Origin of the sequence: Alteromonas lipotrueae (genome assembly GCF_019249215.1) — a bacterium.
In the GTDB taxonomy this organism is placed as follows: domain Bacteria; phylum Pseudomonadota; class Gammaproteobacteria; order Enterobacterales; family Alteromonadaceae; genus Alteromonas; species Alteromonas lipotrueae.
The window spans coordinates 22174-43333 of the sequence record NZ_JAESDI010000002.1 but is presented as its reverse complement, the minus strand read 5'-3'; the positions used below and the strand labels follow the sequence as shown (position 1 = coordinate 43333).

Annotated in this window: 13 protein-coding genes; 7 read left to right on the top strand and 6 right to left on the bottom strand. The window is 44.5% G+C overall.

Annotation, left to right across the window (positions count from 1 at the left end; translation table 11 throughout):
• Positions 1-87: 87 nt before the first annotated feature.
• The 3 genes from JKP82_RS01960 to yghU all read left to right on the top strand — a co-directional run bounded on the left by JKP82_RS01960 (position 88) and on the right by yghU (position 6336).
• Positions 88-2766, top strand: coding sequence for a penicillin-binding protein 1A (locus JKP82_RS01960; RefSeq protein WP_159528313.1), 2679 nt, complete (start codon positions 88-90; stop codon positions 2764-2766).
• Between the two features lie 71 nt (positions 2767-2837).
• Positions 2838-4529, top strand: a complete 1692-nt coding sequence (locus tag JKP82_RS01955; protein ID WP_159528315.1) for an NAD-dependent malic enzyme — start codon at positions 2838-2840, stop codon at positions 4527-4529.
• 949 nt (positions 4530-5478) lie between these two features.
• Positions 5479-6336, top strand: a complete 858-nt coding sequence (gene yghU, locus JKP82_RS01950; RefSeq protein ID WP_159528317.1) for a glutathione-dependent disulfide-bond oxidoreductase — start codon at positions 5479-5481, stop codon at positions 6334-6336.
• Positions 6337-6438: 102 nt separating this feature from the next.
• Here yghU and JKP82_RS01945 read toward each other — a convergent pair whose 3' ends face one another.
• Positions 6439-7029: a TetR/AcrR family transcriptional regulator gene (locus JKP82_RS01945; protein ID WP_218395630.1), complete on the bottom strand. Its 591-nt coding sequence runs from the start codon at positions 7027-7029 to the stop codon at positions 6439-6441.
• Positions 7030-7181: 152 nt separating this feature from the next.
• On the opposite strand from JKP82_RS01945, the gene JKP82_RS01940 reads away from it, so the two are divergent.
• From JKP82_RS01940 to JKP82_RS01925, 4 genes are all read left to right on the top strand, one after another.
• The gene (locus JKP82_RS01940; protein ID WP_159528321.1) at positions 7182-8603 is read left to right on the top strand and encodes an NAD(P)/FAD-dependent oxidoreductase; all 1422 of its coding nucleotides are present in this window, start codon (positions 7182-7184) and stop codon (positions 8601-8603) included.
• A gap of 18 nt (positions 8604-8621) precedes the next feature.
• Complete coding sequence (locus JKP82_RS01935; protein WP_218395628.1) at positions 8622-9794, top strand: DUF2855 family protein; 1173 nt, start codon at positions 8622-8624, stop codon at positions 9792-9794.
• Between the two features lie 297 nt (positions 9795-10091).
• The gene (locus JKP82_RS01930; RefSeq protein ID WP_159534337.1) at positions 10092-11042 is read left to right on the top strand and encodes a choice-of-anchor A family protein; all 951 of its coding nucleotides are present in this window, start codon (positions 10092-10094) and stop codon (positions 11040-11042) included.
• A gap of 26 nt (positions 11043-11068) precedes the next feature.
• Complete coding sequence (locus tag JKP82_RS01925) at positions 11069-13903, top strand: tetratricopeptide repeat protein (protein ID WP_218395626.1); 2835 nt, start codon at positions 11069-11071, stop codon at positions 13901-13903.
• On the opposite strand, the gene JKP82_RS01920 is transcribed toward JKP82_RS01925, so the two are convergent.
• The 5 genes from JKP82_RS01920 to JKP82_RS01900 all read right to left on the bottom strand — a co-directional run bounded on the left by JKP82_RS01920 (position 13893) and on the right by JKP82_RS01900 (position 21146).
• Positions 13893-14753, bottom strand: a complete 861-nt coding sequence (locus JKP82_RS01920; protein ID WP_218395624.1) for an alpha/beta hydrolase family protein — start codon at positions 14751-14753, stop codon at positions 13893-13895. The genes JKP82_RS01925 and JKP82_RS01920 overlap by 11 nt on opposite strands.
• A 91-nt stretch (positions 14754-14844) precedes the next feature.
• Positions 14845-17100, bottom strand: coding sequence for a sensor domain-containing phosphodiesterase (locus JKP82_RS01915; protein WP_218395622.1), 2256 nt, complete (start codon positions 17098-17100; stop codon positions 14845-14847).
• Positions 17101-17232: 132 nt separating this feature from the next.
• Positions 17233-18543, bottom strand: coding sequence for an amino-acid N-acetyltransferase (gene argA, locus JKP82_RS01910; RefSeq protein WP_159528331.1), 1311 nt, complete (start codon positions 18541-18543; stop codon positions 17233-17235).
• A 4-nt stretch (positions 18544-18547) separates the two neighbouring features.
• Entirely contained in the window at positions 18548-19930 is a 1383-nt protein-coding gene (gene argH / locus JKP82_RS01905) for an argininosuccinate lyase (RefSeq protein WP_159528333.1), read from the bottom strand.
• Between the two features lie 10 nt (positions 19931-19940).
• Positions 19941-21146, bottom strand: a complete 1206-nt coding sequence (locus JKP82_RS01900) for an argininosuccinate synthase (RefSeq protein WP_159528335.1) — start codon at positions 21144-21146, stop codon at positions 19941-19943.
• Positions 21147-21160: the final 14 nt, after the last annotated feature.

The window sequence follows — 21160 nt, the reverse complement described above, 5'->3', positions numbered from 1 at the left end:
TTTTTATTGTGCGTATGGTTCTATTGATAACACATACGTATGAAAATATACGTCATTTTCGCAAAAATGCCTTGGTATCCTTAAATTGTGAAGTACATTAAACCGTTATTATTATTCTTTGTCATCTCAGGCCTTATTGGGTGTGTCGCGCTTGTTGGTATTTACTTTTATATCAAACCTAACCTACCAAGCGTTACTGTACTTAAGGATGTTAGACTCCAAACGCCCATGCAGATATATACTCATGATGGAAAATTAATTTCCCAATATGGCGTTAAACGGCGGATACCCGTAAAACTTGAGGAAGTTCCTGAACAATTAATCCACGCAATATTGGCAACCGAAGACAGTCGCTTCTTTGAACATCACGGAATTGACCCCATTGGAATTGCCCGTGCTGCGTTAAGTTTAATTATTACGGGAGAAAAAAGGCAGGGGGCGAGTACATTAACAATGCAGCTTGCTCGAGGCTTCTTTTTAAGTCGAGAAAAAACGTATATTCGTAAGGTAAAAGAGATATTTATCGCGTGGCACATGGAGCAGGAACTCAGTAAAGAAGAGATCCTTGAACTCTATTTAAATAAAGTTGAGCTAGGCCATCGTTCGTTTGGTTTTGGTGCCGCTGCCCAAGTGTATTATGGTAAATCTCTTAATGAACTCACTTTGGCACAACTTGCCACTATTGCAGGCCTTCCAAAAGCGCCTTCAGCGCTAAACCCTATTACTGACCCTGAAGCATCAGCAGGCCGTCGCCGCGTGGTGTTGCTGCGCATGCTTGATGAAAAATACATATCTAAAGTGGACTTTGATAATGCGGCAAGCGCGCCTATAACTGCACGTAAGCATGGGGCTGAAATTGAAGTGGATGCACCTTATTTAGCCGACATCATCTATAACGAAATGGTCGATATTTACGGTAAAGATGAAGCGGAGACAGGCGGCTATCAGGTTTACGCGACCGCGGGTTCCGACTTACAACTCGCTGCTCAGCGCGCGGTGGTAAGGAATCTACACGACTACGATGAGCGCCATGGTTACAAAGGGCCGCTTGGCTATTTGTGGGACGCCCCTTCGCCAGAGAGCCAAGATGAGCCAGTACCTCAGCTTTCTTTAGATTTTGACGTAAGTGAAAAGTTGCTCGCCAGTGACTGGAGCGAGCGCGAGATGCTTTCTGCGTTGTCACGAGTGCCATATATTAAGCCTCTTGTGCCTGCAGTTGTACTTTTGGCCGCTGATCAATCTATTGATGTGCTTGATGTAAACGGCGAGAAGCGAACGATCACTTGGGAAGGTTTAGACTGGGCGAGACGATATATCACCGACTTTAGGCAAGGTAGCGAGCCCGAAACAGCCTCAGATATCACCCAACCTGGTGCGGTAATTTATGTTCGTGAACAAGACGACGCATGGCGTATCGCGCAATTGCCAGAAGTGAGCGGGGCGTTTATTGCGCTTAATCCAAAAAATGGTGCGGTTGAAGCGGTAGTCGGTGGATACAGTTTTTACCAAAGCCAGTTTAATCGTGCGACGCAAGCAAAACGACAAGTAGGCTCTAACATTAAGCCCTTTATTTATTCTGCGGCGATAGACAGCGGCTATACCCTCGCTTCTATTATTAATGATGCCCCTATCAATCAATGGAATGCGGCAACCGGTGTTGCTTGGCGCCCTCAAAACTCACCGGCGGAGTACGATGGTCCTATTCGTATGCGTAAAGCCTTGGGTAAATCGAAGAATGTAGTGTCAGTTCGTCTACTGCGGGGTGTTGGGCTTCGTAAAGCGGCAGACTATCTGACTCGCTTTGGTTTCGATCCAGACGATATTCCATTAGACGAAACCGTATCGTTAGGGTCTAGCTCTCATACACCGCTAGAAGTGGTTCGTGGTATGTCAGTTATTGCTAATGGCGGCTACTTAGTAAACCCTCACTTTATTGCTAAAGTGCTGGATGAACATAATCAAGTGTTGTGGGAAGCTAACCCTGTTTGGGCATGCGATAACTGCACCAAGGCTCATGCGCCTGAAAGCTATCCGGAAAGTGATGTAGAAAACGATTTAGACAATAACGATGTTGATGTTGAAGCCTTACTCGAAGCCCAGCTTAATAAAGATGTATTGCTAGCACAGAGCGAAACAACGGAACAGCAGAGTGCACCCCAAGTCATTACCGCACAAAATGCCTTCTTGGTAGGTGAGATGATGCGTACCGGTGTCCGTGCTAATGGGAATTGGAGTAAGAAGACTTATTGGCTTGGTACAGGTTGGCGTGCACGAAATATTCTGCAGCGCACCGATATTGCAGGTAAAACAGGTACCACGAACGATTCAAGAGATACATGGTTCAGTGGTTTCCAAAAAGATATCGTCGCGACCGCTTGGGTTGGTTTTGACAACATGGGAAGACAACTTGGCCGTGCTACTCGCAATCAAAACCTCGTTAATCGCAACCCTGAAAAATTCAATTGGATTGGTAATGCGTTAATTGGTACCGAAGACGGGGCAAAAGCGGCCGGTCCGGCATGGATAAGATTTATGGAATATGCATTGGCAGAAAAGCCTCATTCACCTATTCCTGTACCTGAAAAAATAGTGCGTGTCCGCATTGATCGTACCAGTGGGAAGTTGACCCGAAGGACAGACCATACGACACTGTTCGAATATTTCTTGCAAGGCACTGAACCCACCTCATATGTTCTTGATGATGAAGTGGTCGACCCTGCCTCGCAAAATAAAACGACGACGCCAGAGCCTGAAGAAATATTTTAATAAAAAGCGTGCAAAAGCACGCTTATCAGGTTGCAGCTAAGTAATTGCCTGTAAATAAAACCGGATTACCCATGTCAGAAGATTCAAATCGATATCTTTATATTCCTCATGCTGGACCCTCGCTGTTGGAAACGCCCCTGTTAAATAAGGGCAGTGCATTTACCTCGAGAGAGCGCGCTGCATTTAACTTAACGGGCTTAGTACCGCCTCGTTACGAAAGTATTGAAGAGCAAGTTGAGCGTGCGTACATGCAATACAGTAGCTTCGACGAAGTACTGAACAAGCATATCTATTTACGCGCCATTCAAGATAACAACGAAACCCTGTTTTATCGTCTTATTCAAAAACATATTGATGAGATGATGCCAATTATATACACCCCAACAGTGGGTGATGCTTGTGAGCAGTTCTCGGACATTTATCGTAGTTCGCGCGGGCTGTTTGTATCGTGGGAAGAGCGCCACCAAATAGATGACATTGTTCGTAATGCCACCAAGCGTAAAGTCAAAGTGATTGTAGTGACTGATGGCGAACGCATTCTTGGCCTTGGCGATCAAGGCATTGGTGGAATGGGTATACCGATTGGTAAGCTTTCGCTATATACCGCTTGTGGTGGTATTAGCCCTGCGTATACCTTGCCCGTTATGCTTGATGTGGGAACTAACAACGAGAAGTTGCTCAACGACCCTATGTATATGGGGGCACGTCACCCTCGTATTGGGCAAGAAGACTACGATGAATTTGTCGATATGTTCATTCAGGCTGTAAAACGCCGCTGGCCTGAAGTAATGATTCAGTTTGAAGATTTCGCACAACCTAATGCGATGCCTTTGCTGAACCGCTATCGCAATCAAGTGTGTTGCTTTAACGACGATATTCAAGGTACTGCTGCGGTTACGTTAGGCACTATTTTAGCGGCATGTCGCATGAAACAACAAAAGTTATCTGACATGAAAGTGGTGTTTGTTGGGGCAGGTTCAGCCGGCTGTGGTATTGCTGAGATGCTTATTCAGCAAATGGTGCATGAAGGTATTAGCGATGCGCAGGCGCGTAAGCAAGTCTTCATGGTAGACCGCTTTGGCCTAGTGACCGAAGGTATGGAAGGCCTACGCGATTTCCAGCAAAAGCTCAATCAGCAGTTAGTCGACCTTGAAACTTGGACTTTTAGCGGCGATTACGCATCGCTACTTGATGTTATGCACTGTGCCAAGCCAGATATTCTTATTGGGGTATCGGGGCAACCTGGTTTGTTCACTGAGCAGGTGGTTCGCGCCATGAAGCAAAACTGTGAGCTACCGATTATCTTTCCATTAAGTAACCCGTCTCGTCAGGTTGAAGCACGACCAGAGCAGGTTATTGAATGGACCGATGGCGAAGTGGTTATTGCAACGGGAAGCCCGTTCAAGCCAGTTGAATACAAAGGTAAAGTATTTACCATTGCCCAGTGTAACAACTCGTATATTTTCCCTGGCATAGGCCTTGGTGTGGTTGCTGCAAAAGCAAAATTAATTAGTGATGAAATGCTGATGGCGGCAAGTAACGCACTTGCAGACGCGTCGCCTTTGGTAAACACAGGTGAAGGTTCCTTATTACCACCATTGGGTGCTATTGCTGAGCTTAGCCGTAAAATAGCCTTTGAAGTAGGTAAGGTCGCAATGGCGCAAGGGCTAGCCCTTGAGATGTCAGACGATGCGTTGAATGACCATATTGAACGTAATTTCTGGAAAGCTGAATACAGACCATATAAGCGCGTGAGTATTTAAATAAGTATCTTTGCACGCGTTTGTTCAAGTATACGATAGCAGCCCTAGGGCTGCTTTTTTGTTTCTTCTGGTAGCTTTTTCTAGCTCACATGTACTTACTCTTTTCACTACAAGTTCCAGCTATTCTCCACGTCAGTAATAAAGTGTTGCGAGAGTGCAACATTTTCTCAGTCCCCCCTATCTTTCCTAATTTCATATTCCTATTAAGTTATTGATATTATTTGATTTGTTGTGATGGCATAAATGCTGCTTAGCTTAAGAAGTTCGGGTAAGAACCCTAGTAGGGCTCCAAGTTAGAAAGCCAGCAACCGCTCCATTACGTTGGTCGGTTCGCCTAGCTCAGCCTCGCGCCTTTTAAGTAGTACTCTTTAAAAGAGGAAGGGGGCTTTAAGCCTAATAAGTTTGGGCATCGCTTGGTTTAATGCATCGTAATGCTAGTTGTATAGTATTTGGAACACGGCACTGGAAACACGGTAATAACAGCATCGGTATTGTGAGTTAACCCAATACCCACAGGGAGGAAGCTTATGTTTGCAATAGTAAGGAATTTTACCAGAAGCATTTTTGATAATGAGCTTATGTCGAACGATTTCAATACGTGCATGTTGCTTGATGCATTGTCCTCTTTGGAACAAGACTAGGCTTTTTCAAGCAACATTGAGTACTTGTTCGAATAGAATTCGGTTACTGGGGCTGCTAGTCATAGTGAATGCACTATGACTAGCAGGCACCAAATGGCCACACAGTTTGCGGGCAATGGATTGCGCGCCTTTTATTATCGCAGGGGCAGTTTAAAATACGTTTAAAAACGATTTTATTCTGCCTTCTTTGCGAACTGTCCTAGCGAGAAGCGCTTGGTCGTATATCCTTAATCCTGCTCATTGTAATTCCATATTCAGTACACACATCAAATTTATAATCATGCTAATGCGATAGAAAAGGATCTGATATGTCTGACAGTAATACCTATACCCCTCCAAAAGTATGGAGCCAAAATGAAGATGACGGTAACAAGTGGGCTAGTATCAATCGCCCAGTATCGGGTGCTACCCATGAGCAAGAACGCTCTGTAGGCCAGCATCCACTTCAGCTTTATTCGTTGGCAACACCAAATGGACAAAAAGTCACCATCATGTTGGAAGAGCTCTTGGCCGCAGGTATTACTGACGCTGATTACGATGCGTGGTTGGTTAATATCGGTGAAGGTGATCAATTTTCATCTGGCTTCGTTGACGTAAACCCAAATTCAAAAATTCCAGCCATGGTAGATACTTCCACTTCACCAGAAACGAAGCTGTTTGAATCGGGTTCAATACTTCGTTACTTAGCGGATAAGTTTACGGTATTTATTCCTACCGATCCTGCTGCAAAAGTAGAATGTTTCAACTGGTTATTTTGGCAAGTAGGTTCAGCACCCTACTTAGGCGGCGGTTTTGGGCATTTTTACAGTTATGCGCCCTACCCAATGGAATATCCCATTAACCGTTTTACCATGGAAGTAAAGCGTGAACTGGATGTGCTAGACAAACATCTCGCCAAAAATACCTATTTTGCCGGAGAGGAGTACAGTATTGCTGATATGGCTATTTGGCCATGGTATGGCAACTTAGTACTCGGTAATCTTTATGATGCAGCCACTTTTTTGCAAGTGAACGACTACAAACACCTTTTACGCTGGGCAACAGAAATTGAGGCGCGCCCTGCTGTAACGCGAGGGGTGATTGTTAATCGTACGTGGGGGGATGCGCAGCTTAAAAATAGACATAGTGCTAAAGACATCGATGATGCGCTAAACGAAGTGAAATAAGCCCTCGAACAGCGATAAGAGTTAGCAACACATAAAATTGTTACCTATTTCGAGTATACTCTCTTGATAGGCTGGTTTGTGTGTTGCCGCTTTGTATTGTTGTTATGAATTATTGTTGTGCGTAGCTACCAACGCGTAAACGTGCAGCCGAATAGCATTTAACGCCCGCGTCTTCCAATCTACCCAATTAATTCTATTGCGAATCTCATGTTGGTTTAAACTTATATAGCCATGACACAACGCCCATATTTGCATTGCTATATCCTGACGCTCTTCTACAGCAATCTCTTTTTTAATTATCGCTGATACCACTTTAGTTAAGGTAATAAATGCCTTTTCCCCAGCAGCAATCGCGTCTTCGTTGGGGGTGTAATCTTTTAGATTAGAGCCAAATATTAGATTGTAATGCGCTGCATGTGCTTCAGAGAATTGAAGTACGTGTTCACAGGCATTGAGCAACCTATCTGATGGGGTACTACCCTCAGATTGCTTCATCATTTCATCAACAAGGGTAAAGCCTTCAATATACAGGGCATCAAGAATACCTTGCTTCCCCTTGAAGTGGCTGTAGATGCCTATCGTAGACATACCCGCACCCTCAGCAATAGCACGTACGCTTAACGCGTGACTCCCCCCTTTTAAGAACAGGGTTGAAGCCGCTTCTAAAATTTTCTGACGAGTATCTTTTTTCATTTACATTGAATTTACATGTTGCGCAATATAACGGCGTTATATATGTTGAATATAACACTGTTATATTCAATCGTTCCATTAGATTGTCGTTTAGCGTGATTACATTTATTAAACCCGCGTGCAGGCAGGTTCATACATAAAGGACATAGTATATGAAAGCAGAACAATTAACTTGCGATTATTTGATTGTGGGAAGTGGGGCGGTAGGCATGGCGTTTGCCGATGTACTACTCAGTGAAACCGATGCCAGCATTATCATAGTCGATAAATATGCCAAGCCTGGCGGCCATTGGAACTTAGCTTACCCTTTTGTCACCTTACATCAGCCTTCTGCTTTCTATGGTGTTTGTTCACGAGAGCTAAATCGCGGAGTGATTGATAAAACAGGAATGAATGAGGGCTTGATGAGCTTAGCCTCTGGTGCTGAGGTGAGTGCCTACTTCGATTCAGTCATGCAAGAGACCTTTTTGCCCTCGGGTCGTGTTCAATATTTTCCCCTCAGCCAATACGAAGGCGAGGGCAAATTTACCAATATCACTGGCGGTAAAACGTACGACGTTACCGTCAACAAAAAGACAGTAGACGCGACTTATTTAAAAACCAGTATTCCCATTACCCACAAGCCAAGCTTTACCCGTGATGACAAGGTTGATTTTACGCCAGTCAATACCTTAACCCAACGAGTAACAGGTCATAAAAATTATGTCGTCATTGGGGGAGGTAAAACGGGGATCGACACCTGTTTATGGTTACTTAGCAATTTTGTAAACCCTGAAAACATTCATTGGGTGGTATCTCGGGACGCATGGCTGCTCAATAGAAAAAACACCCAGCCACTAGATGAATTTTTCTTCGATACCATTGGCGCGCAAGCTAACCAAATGGAAGCCATTGCACAGTCGACCTCTATCGATGACATGTTCGATAAATTAGAGGAAAAGGGCGTCATGCTGCGTATAGATAAAGACGTCAGGCCTGCTATGTTCCATGGTGCCACGGTAAGTGAAGCCGAATTGGCAGCACTGCAAACCTTACCTAATATAATTCGCCATGGCAGAGTAACGCATGTTGGAAAAGAGGCGCTTACGTTTGAGGATACTCAGTGGGCAATGCCAGAAGATGCATTGGTGGTGGACTGTTCGGCATCAGCACTCACAAATTTAGAAATAAAACCTGTTTTTGAAGGCAATACGATTACGCCGCAAACCGTGCGAGCTTACCAACCGGTGTTCAGTGCAGCGCTGATTGCGCATGTTGAGGCAGCCTATGATGATGAAGCCACCAAACAGAAACTGACACAAGTTGTTCCTCTGCCAAATCGTGATATTGACTGGGTTCCTATGACGGCAGCGATGCTACGAAATATGCATGTTTGGGGCGAAGCGCCTGAACTTCGTGCATGGATCCATAATTGTAGACTCGATGGTTTTTCCAAAATTGTTCATGGTGTGGCCAAAGACGATATGCCAAAACTACAAGTGTTAGGGCGCCTAAAAGCCGGGTCGCAACCTGCTATGGGTAAACTCATGGAGTACATGCATATGCTGAAAGCCAGCGGCAAACTCGCATCTTAAGAAAAGGGAAATAAAGTAATGCAACAGTTTCAAGTTGATAAACAGGACTTAAGCCAACACCGTATAGTCTCCATAGAACATGCCGATCTTTATAAACAAGCGCCATTAAAAGACGCACCATTAAAAGAAGAACAGTCCAAAGAGGGTGTGACCTTTGAAGTAGAGCGTTTTGCGTTTACGGCCAACAATCTCACTTATTTCATGATGGGTGAAAAGCTTGGGTATTGGCAGTTTTTTCCAGCTGTTTCGGGTGACGCGACTTCCAACAAACCTTTGGAGAACAACGCCAACGACAAATGGGGCGTTATTCCTGTGTGGGGTATAGGTAAGGTATCAGCATCTAGCGTAGAAGGTGTGGACGTAGGCAGTCGTTATTTTGGGTATTTCCCGCCTGCCACTCATCTGCATATGGACGCCATTACTTTTGCTCAAGGAAATTTGATTGATACCAGCGCGCATAGAAAAGCACTACCGCAGGGTTATAACCTGTATCGGCCATTAGAACGTAGTGGTGATAAAGCTCAGTCACACCGTGAAAACCTGCAAATGTTATTGTGGCCTTTATACATCACATCCTATTGCTTATGGGATTTAATCGACCAGTGCAATGCACCTAAACCAAAACAAGTGATTGTATTAAGCGCATCAAGTAAAACCAGTCTGGGATTGGCTTATGCTCTTAAAAAAGATGACTATCACGTGGTAGGTGTGACTTCTGGTAAAAGCCAAGGATTTGTTGAAGGACTAGATGTTTACCATCAAGTGGTCTGTTATGACGACCTAGATGACATCGCCAACAAAGCCAGCATTGTGGTAGATATGTCGGGCAACAATAAGGTAAAGCTGCGGCTTAAGAATAAGCTTGGCGATGATCTTATGCGCTATGTGCAAGTGGGATTAACCCATTGGCAAGAAGTAAGCACAGGTGATGGCACTGAAAATACAAAAGACGCCTCTGGCGTAAGTGATGAATTCTTTTTTGCTCCTGCACACATTCAAACCAGAATGACTGAGTTAGGTGCGGGTGTATTTCACGCAAAAAGCGGGGCTTTTGTAAAAGAAGCTATGCTGTGGACAGCATCGTGGTTATCGGTAAGAGAGCATGAAAATATTGCGTCGTTACTGCATAACTTTGACGCTATTTGTCATGGCGATGTTTCACCTAAAGAAGGCCTGATATTCGCGCCATAAATTATTTTTAACGCCGCCCTTTCAAATGGGGGCGGAGACACAAAACGTATTTTAGAATACTCATTGCACTAATGTTGTGCCTTAAGTTAATTTAATGTAAAAAATATTGTCGGATGTCAGTAAATTTTACAAGCTGATATTTAATATAATAGCTGAGTCTATAAATTTTATTTAAATCATGAGTTTGAATGTTTGGTGTGAATTTTGCAAATCGCGTACTAAAAGGCACAAGTTTTAGCTTTATTTCCTAAGTTAATAGACTTGGCCATACTTTATACAAACATAAGGCAGTGCGTAATGATTCGCTTAGCAGTGTTAGTGATGTCGTTGTTTACATTTATAGCTTCGGTGAGCGCCGAAGAGACTACTTCAAGCACATTAGGTACTTACAACCTCATCTTGTTGGAAGATTATAACTTTCAAGGTGGAGACGTGCAGGGACAGGTGCTTATCGGTGGTGATTTGAATGCTAGCGGTCATGCGGCTGAGTTCGGAAGTCGACTTGCAAATACAAATACTGCCATAGATGCCGTTACCATTATGGGCGACGTCAATGCTAACCAAATTCGTGTATTAAATGACAATAATTTAGTTTATGGCGGTTCACTTAATGTATCGCACGTAGAACTGAATGACGGTAATGATGGCAAAGCAATCTATAACGCCGACCTCAGTGTTGATGACGTCGCGGCCTCACTTCACGCCGATTCAGCTTACTTTGCTAGCCTTAGCGCGAATGGCACGTACAGTGATGGTATATTTAACTATATAGGTACTGACAGCGTTGCAGTATTTAATGTGTCAGCTGACGATATCTTTGCGCAAAATAGTAATTTGTCACTAAACTGGGGCGATGCAGAAACCGTTATCATCAATGTTTCTGCGAGCAACGCGCTTGCGAATGACATAGTAGTAGGTGGTGGAGTGAACCTGAACAATGGTTTCAACGGTAGTGAAGCGTTTTCAAATGTACTGTGGAACTTCTACGACGCAGAGAGCATTGACTTTAATAGTTTAGCGGTTAAAGGTTCGGTGTTAGCGCCCTTAGCGACAACCCGTGGTGGTGCGTCGTTCGATGGCTCTTTCGCTGCGGTTTCATATACCGGCGCCCGAGAATTTCATAACTATGTATTTAATTATGAGACACCTTCAGCGCCTCCAGTGGTGAGTGTGCCAGAGCCACCTACCATTGCAGTATTAGCGTTATTGTTGTTATTCTTAAGCTTTAGAAGAGCACGCTGCGACTAAGTTTCCATAGCAGACTATGTTACTTGATGAGTAAAATCTCTCCCCCGCTTTCTATGAATACAAGCGCACTGTGTGCGCTTGTTTTCTTTGTGTGTTTTTCTTTTTCTTTCTCAGTATATCCTGCGAATAACGAAGACTATGAAAAAGGGAAGGCTTTCTTCGCCCAAAAGGAATACAAAGAAGCATTTATTTATGCGAAGAATGCACTTCAAGCTGAACCAGACTATTTACCCGCACAGATATTATTGGCACAGTTGTATCAGGTTAACGGCATGTTTAACCAAGCAGACGCTGCATTTCAAGCTGCCTATGACGCAGGGGGCGATGCAGGGCTTATTTTCGAATCTTGGGGCGAGGTACTACTTCGCTTAGGTGAGAGTGAGCGCATCCTCTCTCTTGATTTTGATTCAACCTTTCCTGTTGAAGCGCGAATAAACTGGCATACAATTCGTGCTAAGGCGTGTATACAGCAATCTAGAATATTGTGCGCTAGGTATGAATATGACCAGATCTTAACACGCGCTGCTGACCATCCCAAAGGCCTCAACGGGTTGGCACTATTAGCCATACTTGAGCGTCGTTTTAAAGAAGCTGAATCCCTATTAGCGAAGTCCATGAGGCAAAGTGATATCCAAGCGCAAACGTGGTGGCTAAAGGGGCAACTGGCCAAAGAACGTCGGGAGTATGCGCAAGCACAAACGTTTTACAGCAAAGCTTTCTTGTTGTCTCCCAATAATCCAACCATGGCGCGTAGTTTAATTGATGCTTACATTTCTTCTTCTGACTTTGATGCTGCGCTTTTAATCACTGAAGATTTGTTGCTGCAAACGGAAGGCGATCTTTACGTATTGTTCGTCAATAGTTGGCTGACTAGTCAGGTTGAATCCTTAGCGGTTATCCGGCCTCAGTTAGAGCAAATTGCTACCCAATTAGCCAACGTAGATGACGTGATGTTGCATACTGACCCCGCACTTTATTACCTACGCGGTATGGTGGCGTTGATGCAGAAAAATTACGAAACAGCCCGCGATAATTTTCTCAGTTATGCGAAGTACACAGAAGAAGATGTACAAACGGCGATATTGCTAGCAAGTACTAATATTGCGCTTGGGGATAAGAAATCAGCGATGTCAGCTTTGCAGCCTCATGCAGACACCTTGATAGACAACAATATTGATCAAGCCTTAATGCTCGGAACGCTTTTTCTTGAGAACAAGCAAAATTTTGCAGCAGTAAACTTATTGAATAAGTTGGAAGAGGTATATCCAAATAATGTGAACGTCGCTTTATATGCGGTGCGAGTAAACTTAAGTCGCGGGAAAGTTGCGCAAAGCAATGCGCAACTGTCTCGTTTAAAAGCACGTTACCCTGAAAATCGGCAAGTACTGATGACCTATGCGCTAAATCATCTCAATAACGGAAACTCGGCACTCGCTGGTGAAGCAATTGCGCTTCTGATAACACGCTTTCCAAGTGACGTGTCGATTCAAAATATGTACGCTGCGCAGCTTATTATTAATAAGCAGTACGAAAAAGCGCAAGAGGTTCTTGATAAGGTACTTATACAATCACCGAGGTTGTTCGCAGCACGCTATAATCAGGCAACCTTGTTGCTCCAGCGTAATGAGTTAGATGAAGCAAGGGAAATATTACTCTCCCTATCTGCTTTACGTCCTGAACATTTGCAAGTTGCTTTTCAGCTGGCCAAAATTGATTTCCAAATGGGTAATCTTCAGGCAGCCATTTCAGGCTTTCGTAAAATATTAGTGTCTAATAGTGCTGCGGCACCATCGAACGTTACCTTTGCGGCAGTAGCAGCCTATGCGCAAGTAAGCGACTACAAGCGTGCTATAGACTTGCTGAGAACGCTGTTAGCTAGTGAACCTGGAAACCAAGTCGCGTTAGTGCAACTAGCAGGGTTCTATGTAAAAGTAAGAGATAAACAACAAGCGCTTACTACACTTAAAAAGATGGATATTATCCCGTCGCTTTCTATCAACACTCGACTCGCGCAAGTCGCGCTTTGGACAGCATTAGGCCAGCAAGCCAAGGCGTTAGAGGTCATGAAAGGTACACATGAACTAGTGCCAGGTGATAAAAATATCCATTTGCAGCTGGTGAAGTTGATGCTTGCTTCTGGGGAATTGAAAGCTGCCGCGACTTCCCTTGAAATACTTGAAAGCGACTTCCCTAATGACCCGCTAGTGAGATTTAAGCAAGGTGAATTAGCACAAGCGCAAGGGCAATTAGACACAGCCTATCAGTATTTTGAAAACGTTTTGGCACTAGATGCAAGTTTCGACTTGGCCTTAGCAAAGCTGTATTCAATTAGTGTGCAACAGCAAAGCTTTAACCGCTTGTTGGCGCGCTTAGATAGTATAGTAAAGCAAGATCCAACGCGTTATTTCCCTCGCAATTTACTTGCTCAATATCACTACTACTATGGCGATAGAATACAAGCTATTGGTCATTATCAGCAATTACTTAGTCTTGTTGATGACAATAGCCGATATGCCATGTTAAATCGGTTGGCTATTTTACATTTTCCCACCAATACTAGCCAAAGCTTCGTTTATGCAAAACAAGCGTTTGAGCTTGCGCCCAACAATGCAGATGTCTTGCATTCCTATGGGTGGAGCTTAGCGCTTAATGGCCGTTACAAAGAAAGCTTACCTATTCTAAGAGAGGCATCGGCAAGGGATGCGATATCACCATCACTTAAATATCGATTAGCCTATACACTTTATAACTTGGGTAGCCTTGATGAGGCCGAACGAATTCTAACGTCATTACTTGCCGTCGAAGAATATGTTGATATCCGCTCACAGGCCGAAGCGTTGCTTACAGAAATTAAACGTTGAGGTGAGCTGTCAGAAAATCACTTACCTCCGGCCACAGCGCTTGACATTTCCTTGAGAAGAACTTCATGTGGCCTATCTCTGCAAGGTTATAGTCATTTGGCTCGATGAGACGGATTTCAGCGTCTAGCTCTGGAAAAACGCTAATCATATCCTCAACATTCAACAGGTTGGCAATATCATCATCGCTGGCTAACAACCATTTAGATGGCAGGCGTATATCATCATACCAGTGCTTGAGTACTTCTTTACCAAAGGCTTCCTTTACATAACCCTGGCCATTACACCACTTTTGCCACTGCCTACTAACACCGCTAGGCAAAGGCTCACCCATACCCACTAAATGCGATTTAGTGTGCCCGAAAAGTAGGTTATTCAAGGGAATATAAAAATTCATGAAGAAGTGAGCTTTTAGTAAGTAGCTTGCTCGCATGTTGCGTAAACTGCCCGATGAGCTTCCGAAGTTACAAAATGCAGTAAGATCGTTTACGTTTGGCATTAGCCCTAAAAGTTGGCCGCCTGCACTATGGCCAACTAAAAAGTATTGGGTCTTAGGGAAGTGCATTTTTAGGGTTTCTAATACGGCGGGCATATCTTGTTGCCCCCAAGTGACTAGCGACGCTTTACTGTGTTTAACCTTACCTTTTAACGATTCAGCAATACCGCGGTTATCGAATGTGATCACACCAAATCCCTGCTCACAAAGGTAGCTAGCAAACGCCGCGTAAAATTGACGCGTGATACCCGTGGCTGGCGCTATCATTATTGCGCCTCTAACGGCGTGCTCGGGTGTGTAAAGTGTCGCGGTTAAGTGAGTACTGTCTTCACAGGTAACGCTGATATCTTTAAGCATTCGTCGTTCTCGCTCTTCTGGTCTTACCAGTAAAGCGGGAGCCGATTGAAATTGCAAGAGAATGGGTATTTAAATTTGTTATAGACCGCTATCAAACTGCGGATTTTCCAACGATGATGGCTGTCTCCATTCCTTGCCAGGCCTCAAGAGGAGCTGGCTTCCCGAAAAGGTAGCCTTGAAATAGGGTAAAACCCATGTCGGTGAGTAACTTAAGCTGTGCTTGGGTTTCTACCCCTTCGGCAATGGTTTTCATATCGAGGCTTTTTGCCAACTCTAGCGTCATCTGAACAATTTTTCGGTGACGCTCTGAACTGTCTATACGATCTATAAATTCTCTATCAACCTTTAATACCGATGCTGACATATCAATAAGTTGCGACAACGACGCGTGGCCAGTACCAAAGTCATCAATAATAATAGTTGCGCCCACATTGGCCAATGAAGTTAGCCTGCGTTTCGTTTCTTGGTGACTTGCCAATACTGATGTTTCTGTTAATTCAAGTTTCAGGCGCTCTCGTAAAAATGGGCTCTCTGAATAGCGGCGTAGTAGCTTTTCGTAGAACAAATCACTGAGTAGTTCAGGGCCTGACAAGTTTATTGCCACGGGAACTGGCGGAATAGTGTTCGGCCAGTTTTCTATAAGCTCGATGGTGTTATCGAGCACCTTTTGAGTAAAGAGAATATGCCAGTTATTCTTTTCAATAACAGGAAGAAAATGGTAGGGGTGAAGTATCTTATCCTCTTCATCATCTTTGAGCCTAGCAAGCACTTCAAAGCCGACAATTGCATTATCAATTGAAACTTGAGGTTGTAGCCATAACGCTAAGCAGCGATTGTCGAGTAACCGTTTCACCTTGTCTCTATGTTGCGTGTCTTTACGAATAAGTTTTACTACGTTGCTATCGAACTGACTGAAATCTTTGTCGCTACTGGCTTGGCTTAAGGCGATTGCACAAGACTCAGTAACCTGAGAGGGCGACTTGGGGGTGTTTACTTGTACAAAACCGCCCAACCAGTTTAGTGTTTGAGTTCGCTTTACGAAATTGTCATCAATCTGAATAGTGCGGGGAAGCTTATTCCGAAGCCAAGTATTAAAGTCTTTGGACTTGCGGGAGTCATGTTGACTTGAGACCAGAAATCTAGCGCCAGGTAATCGATATACGTTCACCGATGCGGGCAGCACACTTTGTATCTGCGCCGCACATCTGGCCAATGCTTTATCACCTTGGGTGTAACCATACTGCAAATTAATGTCACGTAAATTCGCAAGTTTTAGCATGACCGCGTGTGTGTTTGCGGGAACGGGCTGATTAATACTGCAATTCCAATAATGGTGGTTTCGCAGGCCGGTGAGCTCATCGTAATAATGCTTTTCAAAATGCTGGCGTTTAAAAGCGTCAAACTTGCGGTCATGTTCCGTTGCCTCAGATACGTCGAAGCAATGGATCAATTGTTTTTTGTGATGCTGAAGGCTGGCAGATTGAAGCTCGAAGGTGGCATGTGGATTGCCCGATATATGTGTCTTTTGCCGATGACCTGCACTTAGCGGCTCATTTAGCTCAAAAAGTTGATGAATATAATGGCAGGGTTCCGGTAATTGATTAATCAGTTTTCGGGCGCTTTTGTTAGCTTGCAATATCTTCCCTTGCTGATCACAAAAAAGGGAAGGGGTGCCGCCGTTGTTAAAAATTTCTTGATAGCGACTTACCAGTTTTTCCATCTTTTTCGTTTGCTTCAAGTTTTGCGATGACTGACTTTCCAATGATGTCATCACGCGAATCACTGCCATGGGAAGGCAAAAGTTAAAAAACAGGAATATTAACGAACTTAAATAGGTGTGAGTGTCGGGTAAGGTGATGTCGATGCCGAAAAGTGGGGCAATTGGCTGGTTGTTTATTAGAACGGCAAAAGGAATAAGGTTCACAAACATACCAATCATGGCGGCTTTATTGCCATAAAATAGCCGTAAAATAATAGGAAGCGTGAAGAAAAATAACAAGCCGTAGCGAGCCGAGGCAATATCAATTGTGAAGAAAAGTATGCTCAGCCCCGCTAATACAATAGTGAGGGTAAGGCTGGCTGACGCGAGTTTTATTTGACCTTTACGAAGCCCCAATGTGGCGTAAAGTAACGCTGAAAAGCCAATAGTAAGATACAAAACGTAATACATGCCCTTTTGATAGGCGGCATAAGATGAGTGCAGTACGATGGCTGAGGTTAAGGTAACACCAATAAGAAGGATAATTCGCAGCACGCTAAGCTTCCATGTATCAGCGTCTGGGGCGCGAACATGCTCTGCATCAAGAAGAAGGTAACGTTTGAGTAACGTACTGCAACGATTAAACACTACATATAACCGAGTAATTATTCTATCATCAACGTTATCTCAGCCTTGGCTGTTTGTCGAGAATATTGTTTTAAATTGCTGATATTTATTGATAATTTAATTTTTCTTTTAAGGTGCGCGCTAAATCATAATCTATATGTTTAGGGTGAACACTTTAGAGTTACGCTGAAAGTTATAAAGTTCTTTTTTCACTTCTGGCAGAGCACTAATATCTGCGTGTTCAAAACCTTGCTCTAAAAACCAGTGCGCAGTAACTGTAGTAAGCACGAATACACGATTGATATCCGCTTCGCGGGCTCGTATTTTAACTTCATCTAAAATTCGTTCACCACGATTTTTACCGCGATAATCAGGGTGGGTAGCTACACAGGCTAATTCAGCGCAACCATCTTCGGGGTAAAGGTAAAGCGCCGCACACGCGATGATCATCCCGTCCCGAACAATTACAATAAATTGATTGATTTCACTTTCCAGCCGTTCACGTGAGCGCTTAACCAATACACCACTTTCTTCTAGCGGTTTAATGAGTTTTAAAATGCCACCCACATCATCAATAGTCGCGGCACGCAGTTGTTCGTAGTGATGTTCCATCACCAACGAGCCTGTACCATCGCGGGTAAAGAGCTCTTGCAGCAATGCGCCGTCTTTTTCGTAACTAATGCAGTGCGCTCTTGGCACACCAGCGGCTACGCTGGTGGTAAGGGCACGCAAAACGGTATCTTCGGTAGTGATATTGCCACTCATAATGAGCTGTTCTAGCTGCGGGCGCTCAATAGTGCGAAGTAACTTTTCTTCACTATTGTAAATACCGTCGAAGTTAGAAAACACAATGAGCTTATCAGCCTTAAGCGCAATGGCCGCTTGAGTGGCTACATCTTCATGGGAAAGATTAAATACTTCCCCTGTAGCTGAATACCCCATAGGGGAGAGCAACACAATAGAACCATCGTTTAAGTGGTCGTTAATGCCGGTGGTATCAATACGGCGAACCATGCCGGTATTTTCGAAATCAATGCCATTTCGCACACCCATAGGCTTAGCAACCACCAAATTACCTGAACACACCCGAATTTGTGCGCCGTGCATCGGTGAATTAGGTAGTCCCATGGTAAGTAAGGCTTCTACTTGTGAGCGCACAGAGCCTGCGGCATCTTTAACGCACTCTAGGGTTTGCTTGTCGGTAATACGCACGCCATTTTCAAATCGACCTTCAATGTTGCGAAGGGCCACGCGTTGATCAATCTGCGGGCGTGCACCATGTACTACTACCACGCGAACACCTAAGGTATTCAGCAGGGCAATGTCATGAATAATATTGGGGAAGTTAGGATGTTCAATGGCTTCGCCACCGAACATCAAAACAAAGGTTTTCCCTTGATGAGCATTGATATACGGCAGTGAACTCCTGAAAAGTTTAACGCCGTCATGATGGGCAAGCACCATGTGATTACCCTTGCTTATCTAGGTTTTCTAGCTCTTGATACAGTGCTTTAGTCACTGTTTCTTTGCTAGTGCCACCTAATATGTTGCGCTGATTTACGCCGTACTCTAATTGCAATACGGTATAAACATCATCTTCAATTTTATCGCATACAGCTTGCAAGCTTTCTAATGGTAAATCTTCAATCGCACAGCCTGCTTCAATGGCTTCTAGTACCACTTTACCGGCAATATCATGACCCGTTCTAAACGGAATACCCTTGCCTACTAAGTAGTCGGCAAGCTCAGTGGCGTTGGCAAAACCTTGTGTCGCGGCTTCGCGGCAACGCTCTTCATTAAGTTGCAATGAATCGAGCACCTCGGAAGCAATGCACAAACAAATATGCCATTGGTTTACCGTGTCGATGGCACCTTCTTTGTCTTCTTGCATATCTTTGTTGTACGCAAGAGGTAAACCTTTCATGGTCACCAGCAAGGCTTGCAGTGAACCGAATACACGGCCACATTTACCGCGCATAAGTTCTAATGCGTCAGGGTTTTTCTTCTGTGGCATTAGCGACGAACCTGAGGTTACGCTATCGCCAAGCTGCAAGAAGCCCGCTTCGCCAGAGTTATAAAAAATCATGTCTTCGGCCACGCGAGACAGGTGCATCATGCTGGTGCTCGCGACAAACAAAAGCTCTAATACGAAATCTCTGTCTGATACAGCATCTAGACTGTTTAAGCATGGCGAGTCAAAGCCTAACTCTTGTGCAATAGCGTGGCGGTCAACGGGGTAAGTCGTACCCGCTAATGCACCAGAGCCCAGTGGGCACTGATTCATACGGTCTTTTAAATCGTCTAAGCGGCTTAAGTCGCGCTTAAACATTTCAACATATGCTAAGCACCAGTGAGCAAAGTGTATAGGCTGAGCACGTTGCAAGTGGGTGTAACCAGGAATAATGGCTTCCTGGTGACGACTTGCGGCATTAAGGAGTGAGCGAATAACGGCCACAACATCACTACGAAGTGACGCAATATGCTCACGCACCCACAAACGAAAATCTGTAGCTACCTGATCGTTACGGCTTCGGCCCGTATGAAGTTTGCGGCCAATATCACCAAGTTGTTCAATAAGTGCAGACTCAACAAAGCTATGAATGTCTTCTTCGCTAGAAGCGTTAAAGTCTAGTTCACCCGCGTCAGCTTTCGCTTTCAAATCGCTTAGTGCACCTTCAAGTTGTGCTTGTTCGTCTGTGGTCAGTACGCCTGCTTTTTGCAGCGCACGAGACCAGCTAATAGAGCCTTGAATATCTTGGCTTGCCATCACTTGGTCAAACGGCAACGAATCGTTAACCTGCTTGAACATGCTACTAGCGCCTGATTCGAATCGACCACCCCACAATGCCATGTGTTACTCCTTAACCTTGATTTTTTAATGCAGCAATACGACTTGAAAGGCTGAACAGGCGAATAAAGCCTTCAGCGTGTTTTTGGTCGTAAACGTCATCTGCACCAAAGGTAGCAAAATCTTCAGAGTAAAGGCTGTTAGGTGAGCGGCGTTGTGTAACGGTCGCCTGACCTTTATAAAGTTTCACTACGATGTCGCCAGTCACTTTCTTAGCGAAAGATTCTGCGCCCGCTAGTAAGGCATCATTTAAGGCAGTGAACCAACGGCCGTCGTACATTACGTGCGAGAACTCAAGGCCAATTTGCTCACGGTATTTAAGCGCGGCTTTATCAAGCACCATCGTTTCAAGGGCTTTGTATGCTTTAAGCATTACCGTGCCCCCTGGTGTTTCATAACAACCACGAGACTTCATGCCCACTAAACGGTTTTCAACAATGTCAATACGACCCACACCGTGTGCAGCTGCCACTGTGTTTAGCTTAACCAGCGCTTGGTAAGGCGATAAGGCTTCACCGTCAACGTGAGTGAGTTCACCTTCATTGAAAGAAAGCGTAACACGCTCAGGTGCATCTGGAGCATCTTCTGGATCAACCGTCATGGTCCAGATTTGTTTGGTTGGCTCTTGCCATGGATCTTCTAATTCCCCGCCTTCGTGGGAAATATGCCATGCGTTTGCATCGCGGCTGTAGATTTTGGTGGCAGATGCCGTGGTTTCGATATTACGCTCAGCTAAATAAGCCAATAGGTCTTCACGCGATACCATGTCCCACTCTCGCCATGGCGCAATAACAGTGAGCTGTGGTGCAAGGGCAGCGAAGGTACTTTCAAAGCGAACTTGGTCGTTACCTTTACCGGTACAACCATGGCAAAGTGCATCAGCACCTACTTTTAAGGCAATTTCAACTTGCGCTTTGGCAATAACCGGGCGAGCCATTGATGTACCAAGTAGGTATTCGCCTTCATATACCGCGCCCGTTTTAATGGTGGGGTATATGTATTCGCGCACGAACTCTTCTTTTAAGTCAACGATGTGACATTCACTAGCACCTGAAGCGATTGCTTTTTCATGCAAACCTTCTAGTTCTTCATCGCCTTGGCCAACATCGGCCGCAAAGGCAACGACTTCGCAGTGATAGTTTTCTTTAAGCCATGGAATGATGGCTGAAGTGTCAAGGCCGCCTGAATAGGCGAGTACGATTTTCTTTACGTTTTGCATCTAAAAGAGTCCTC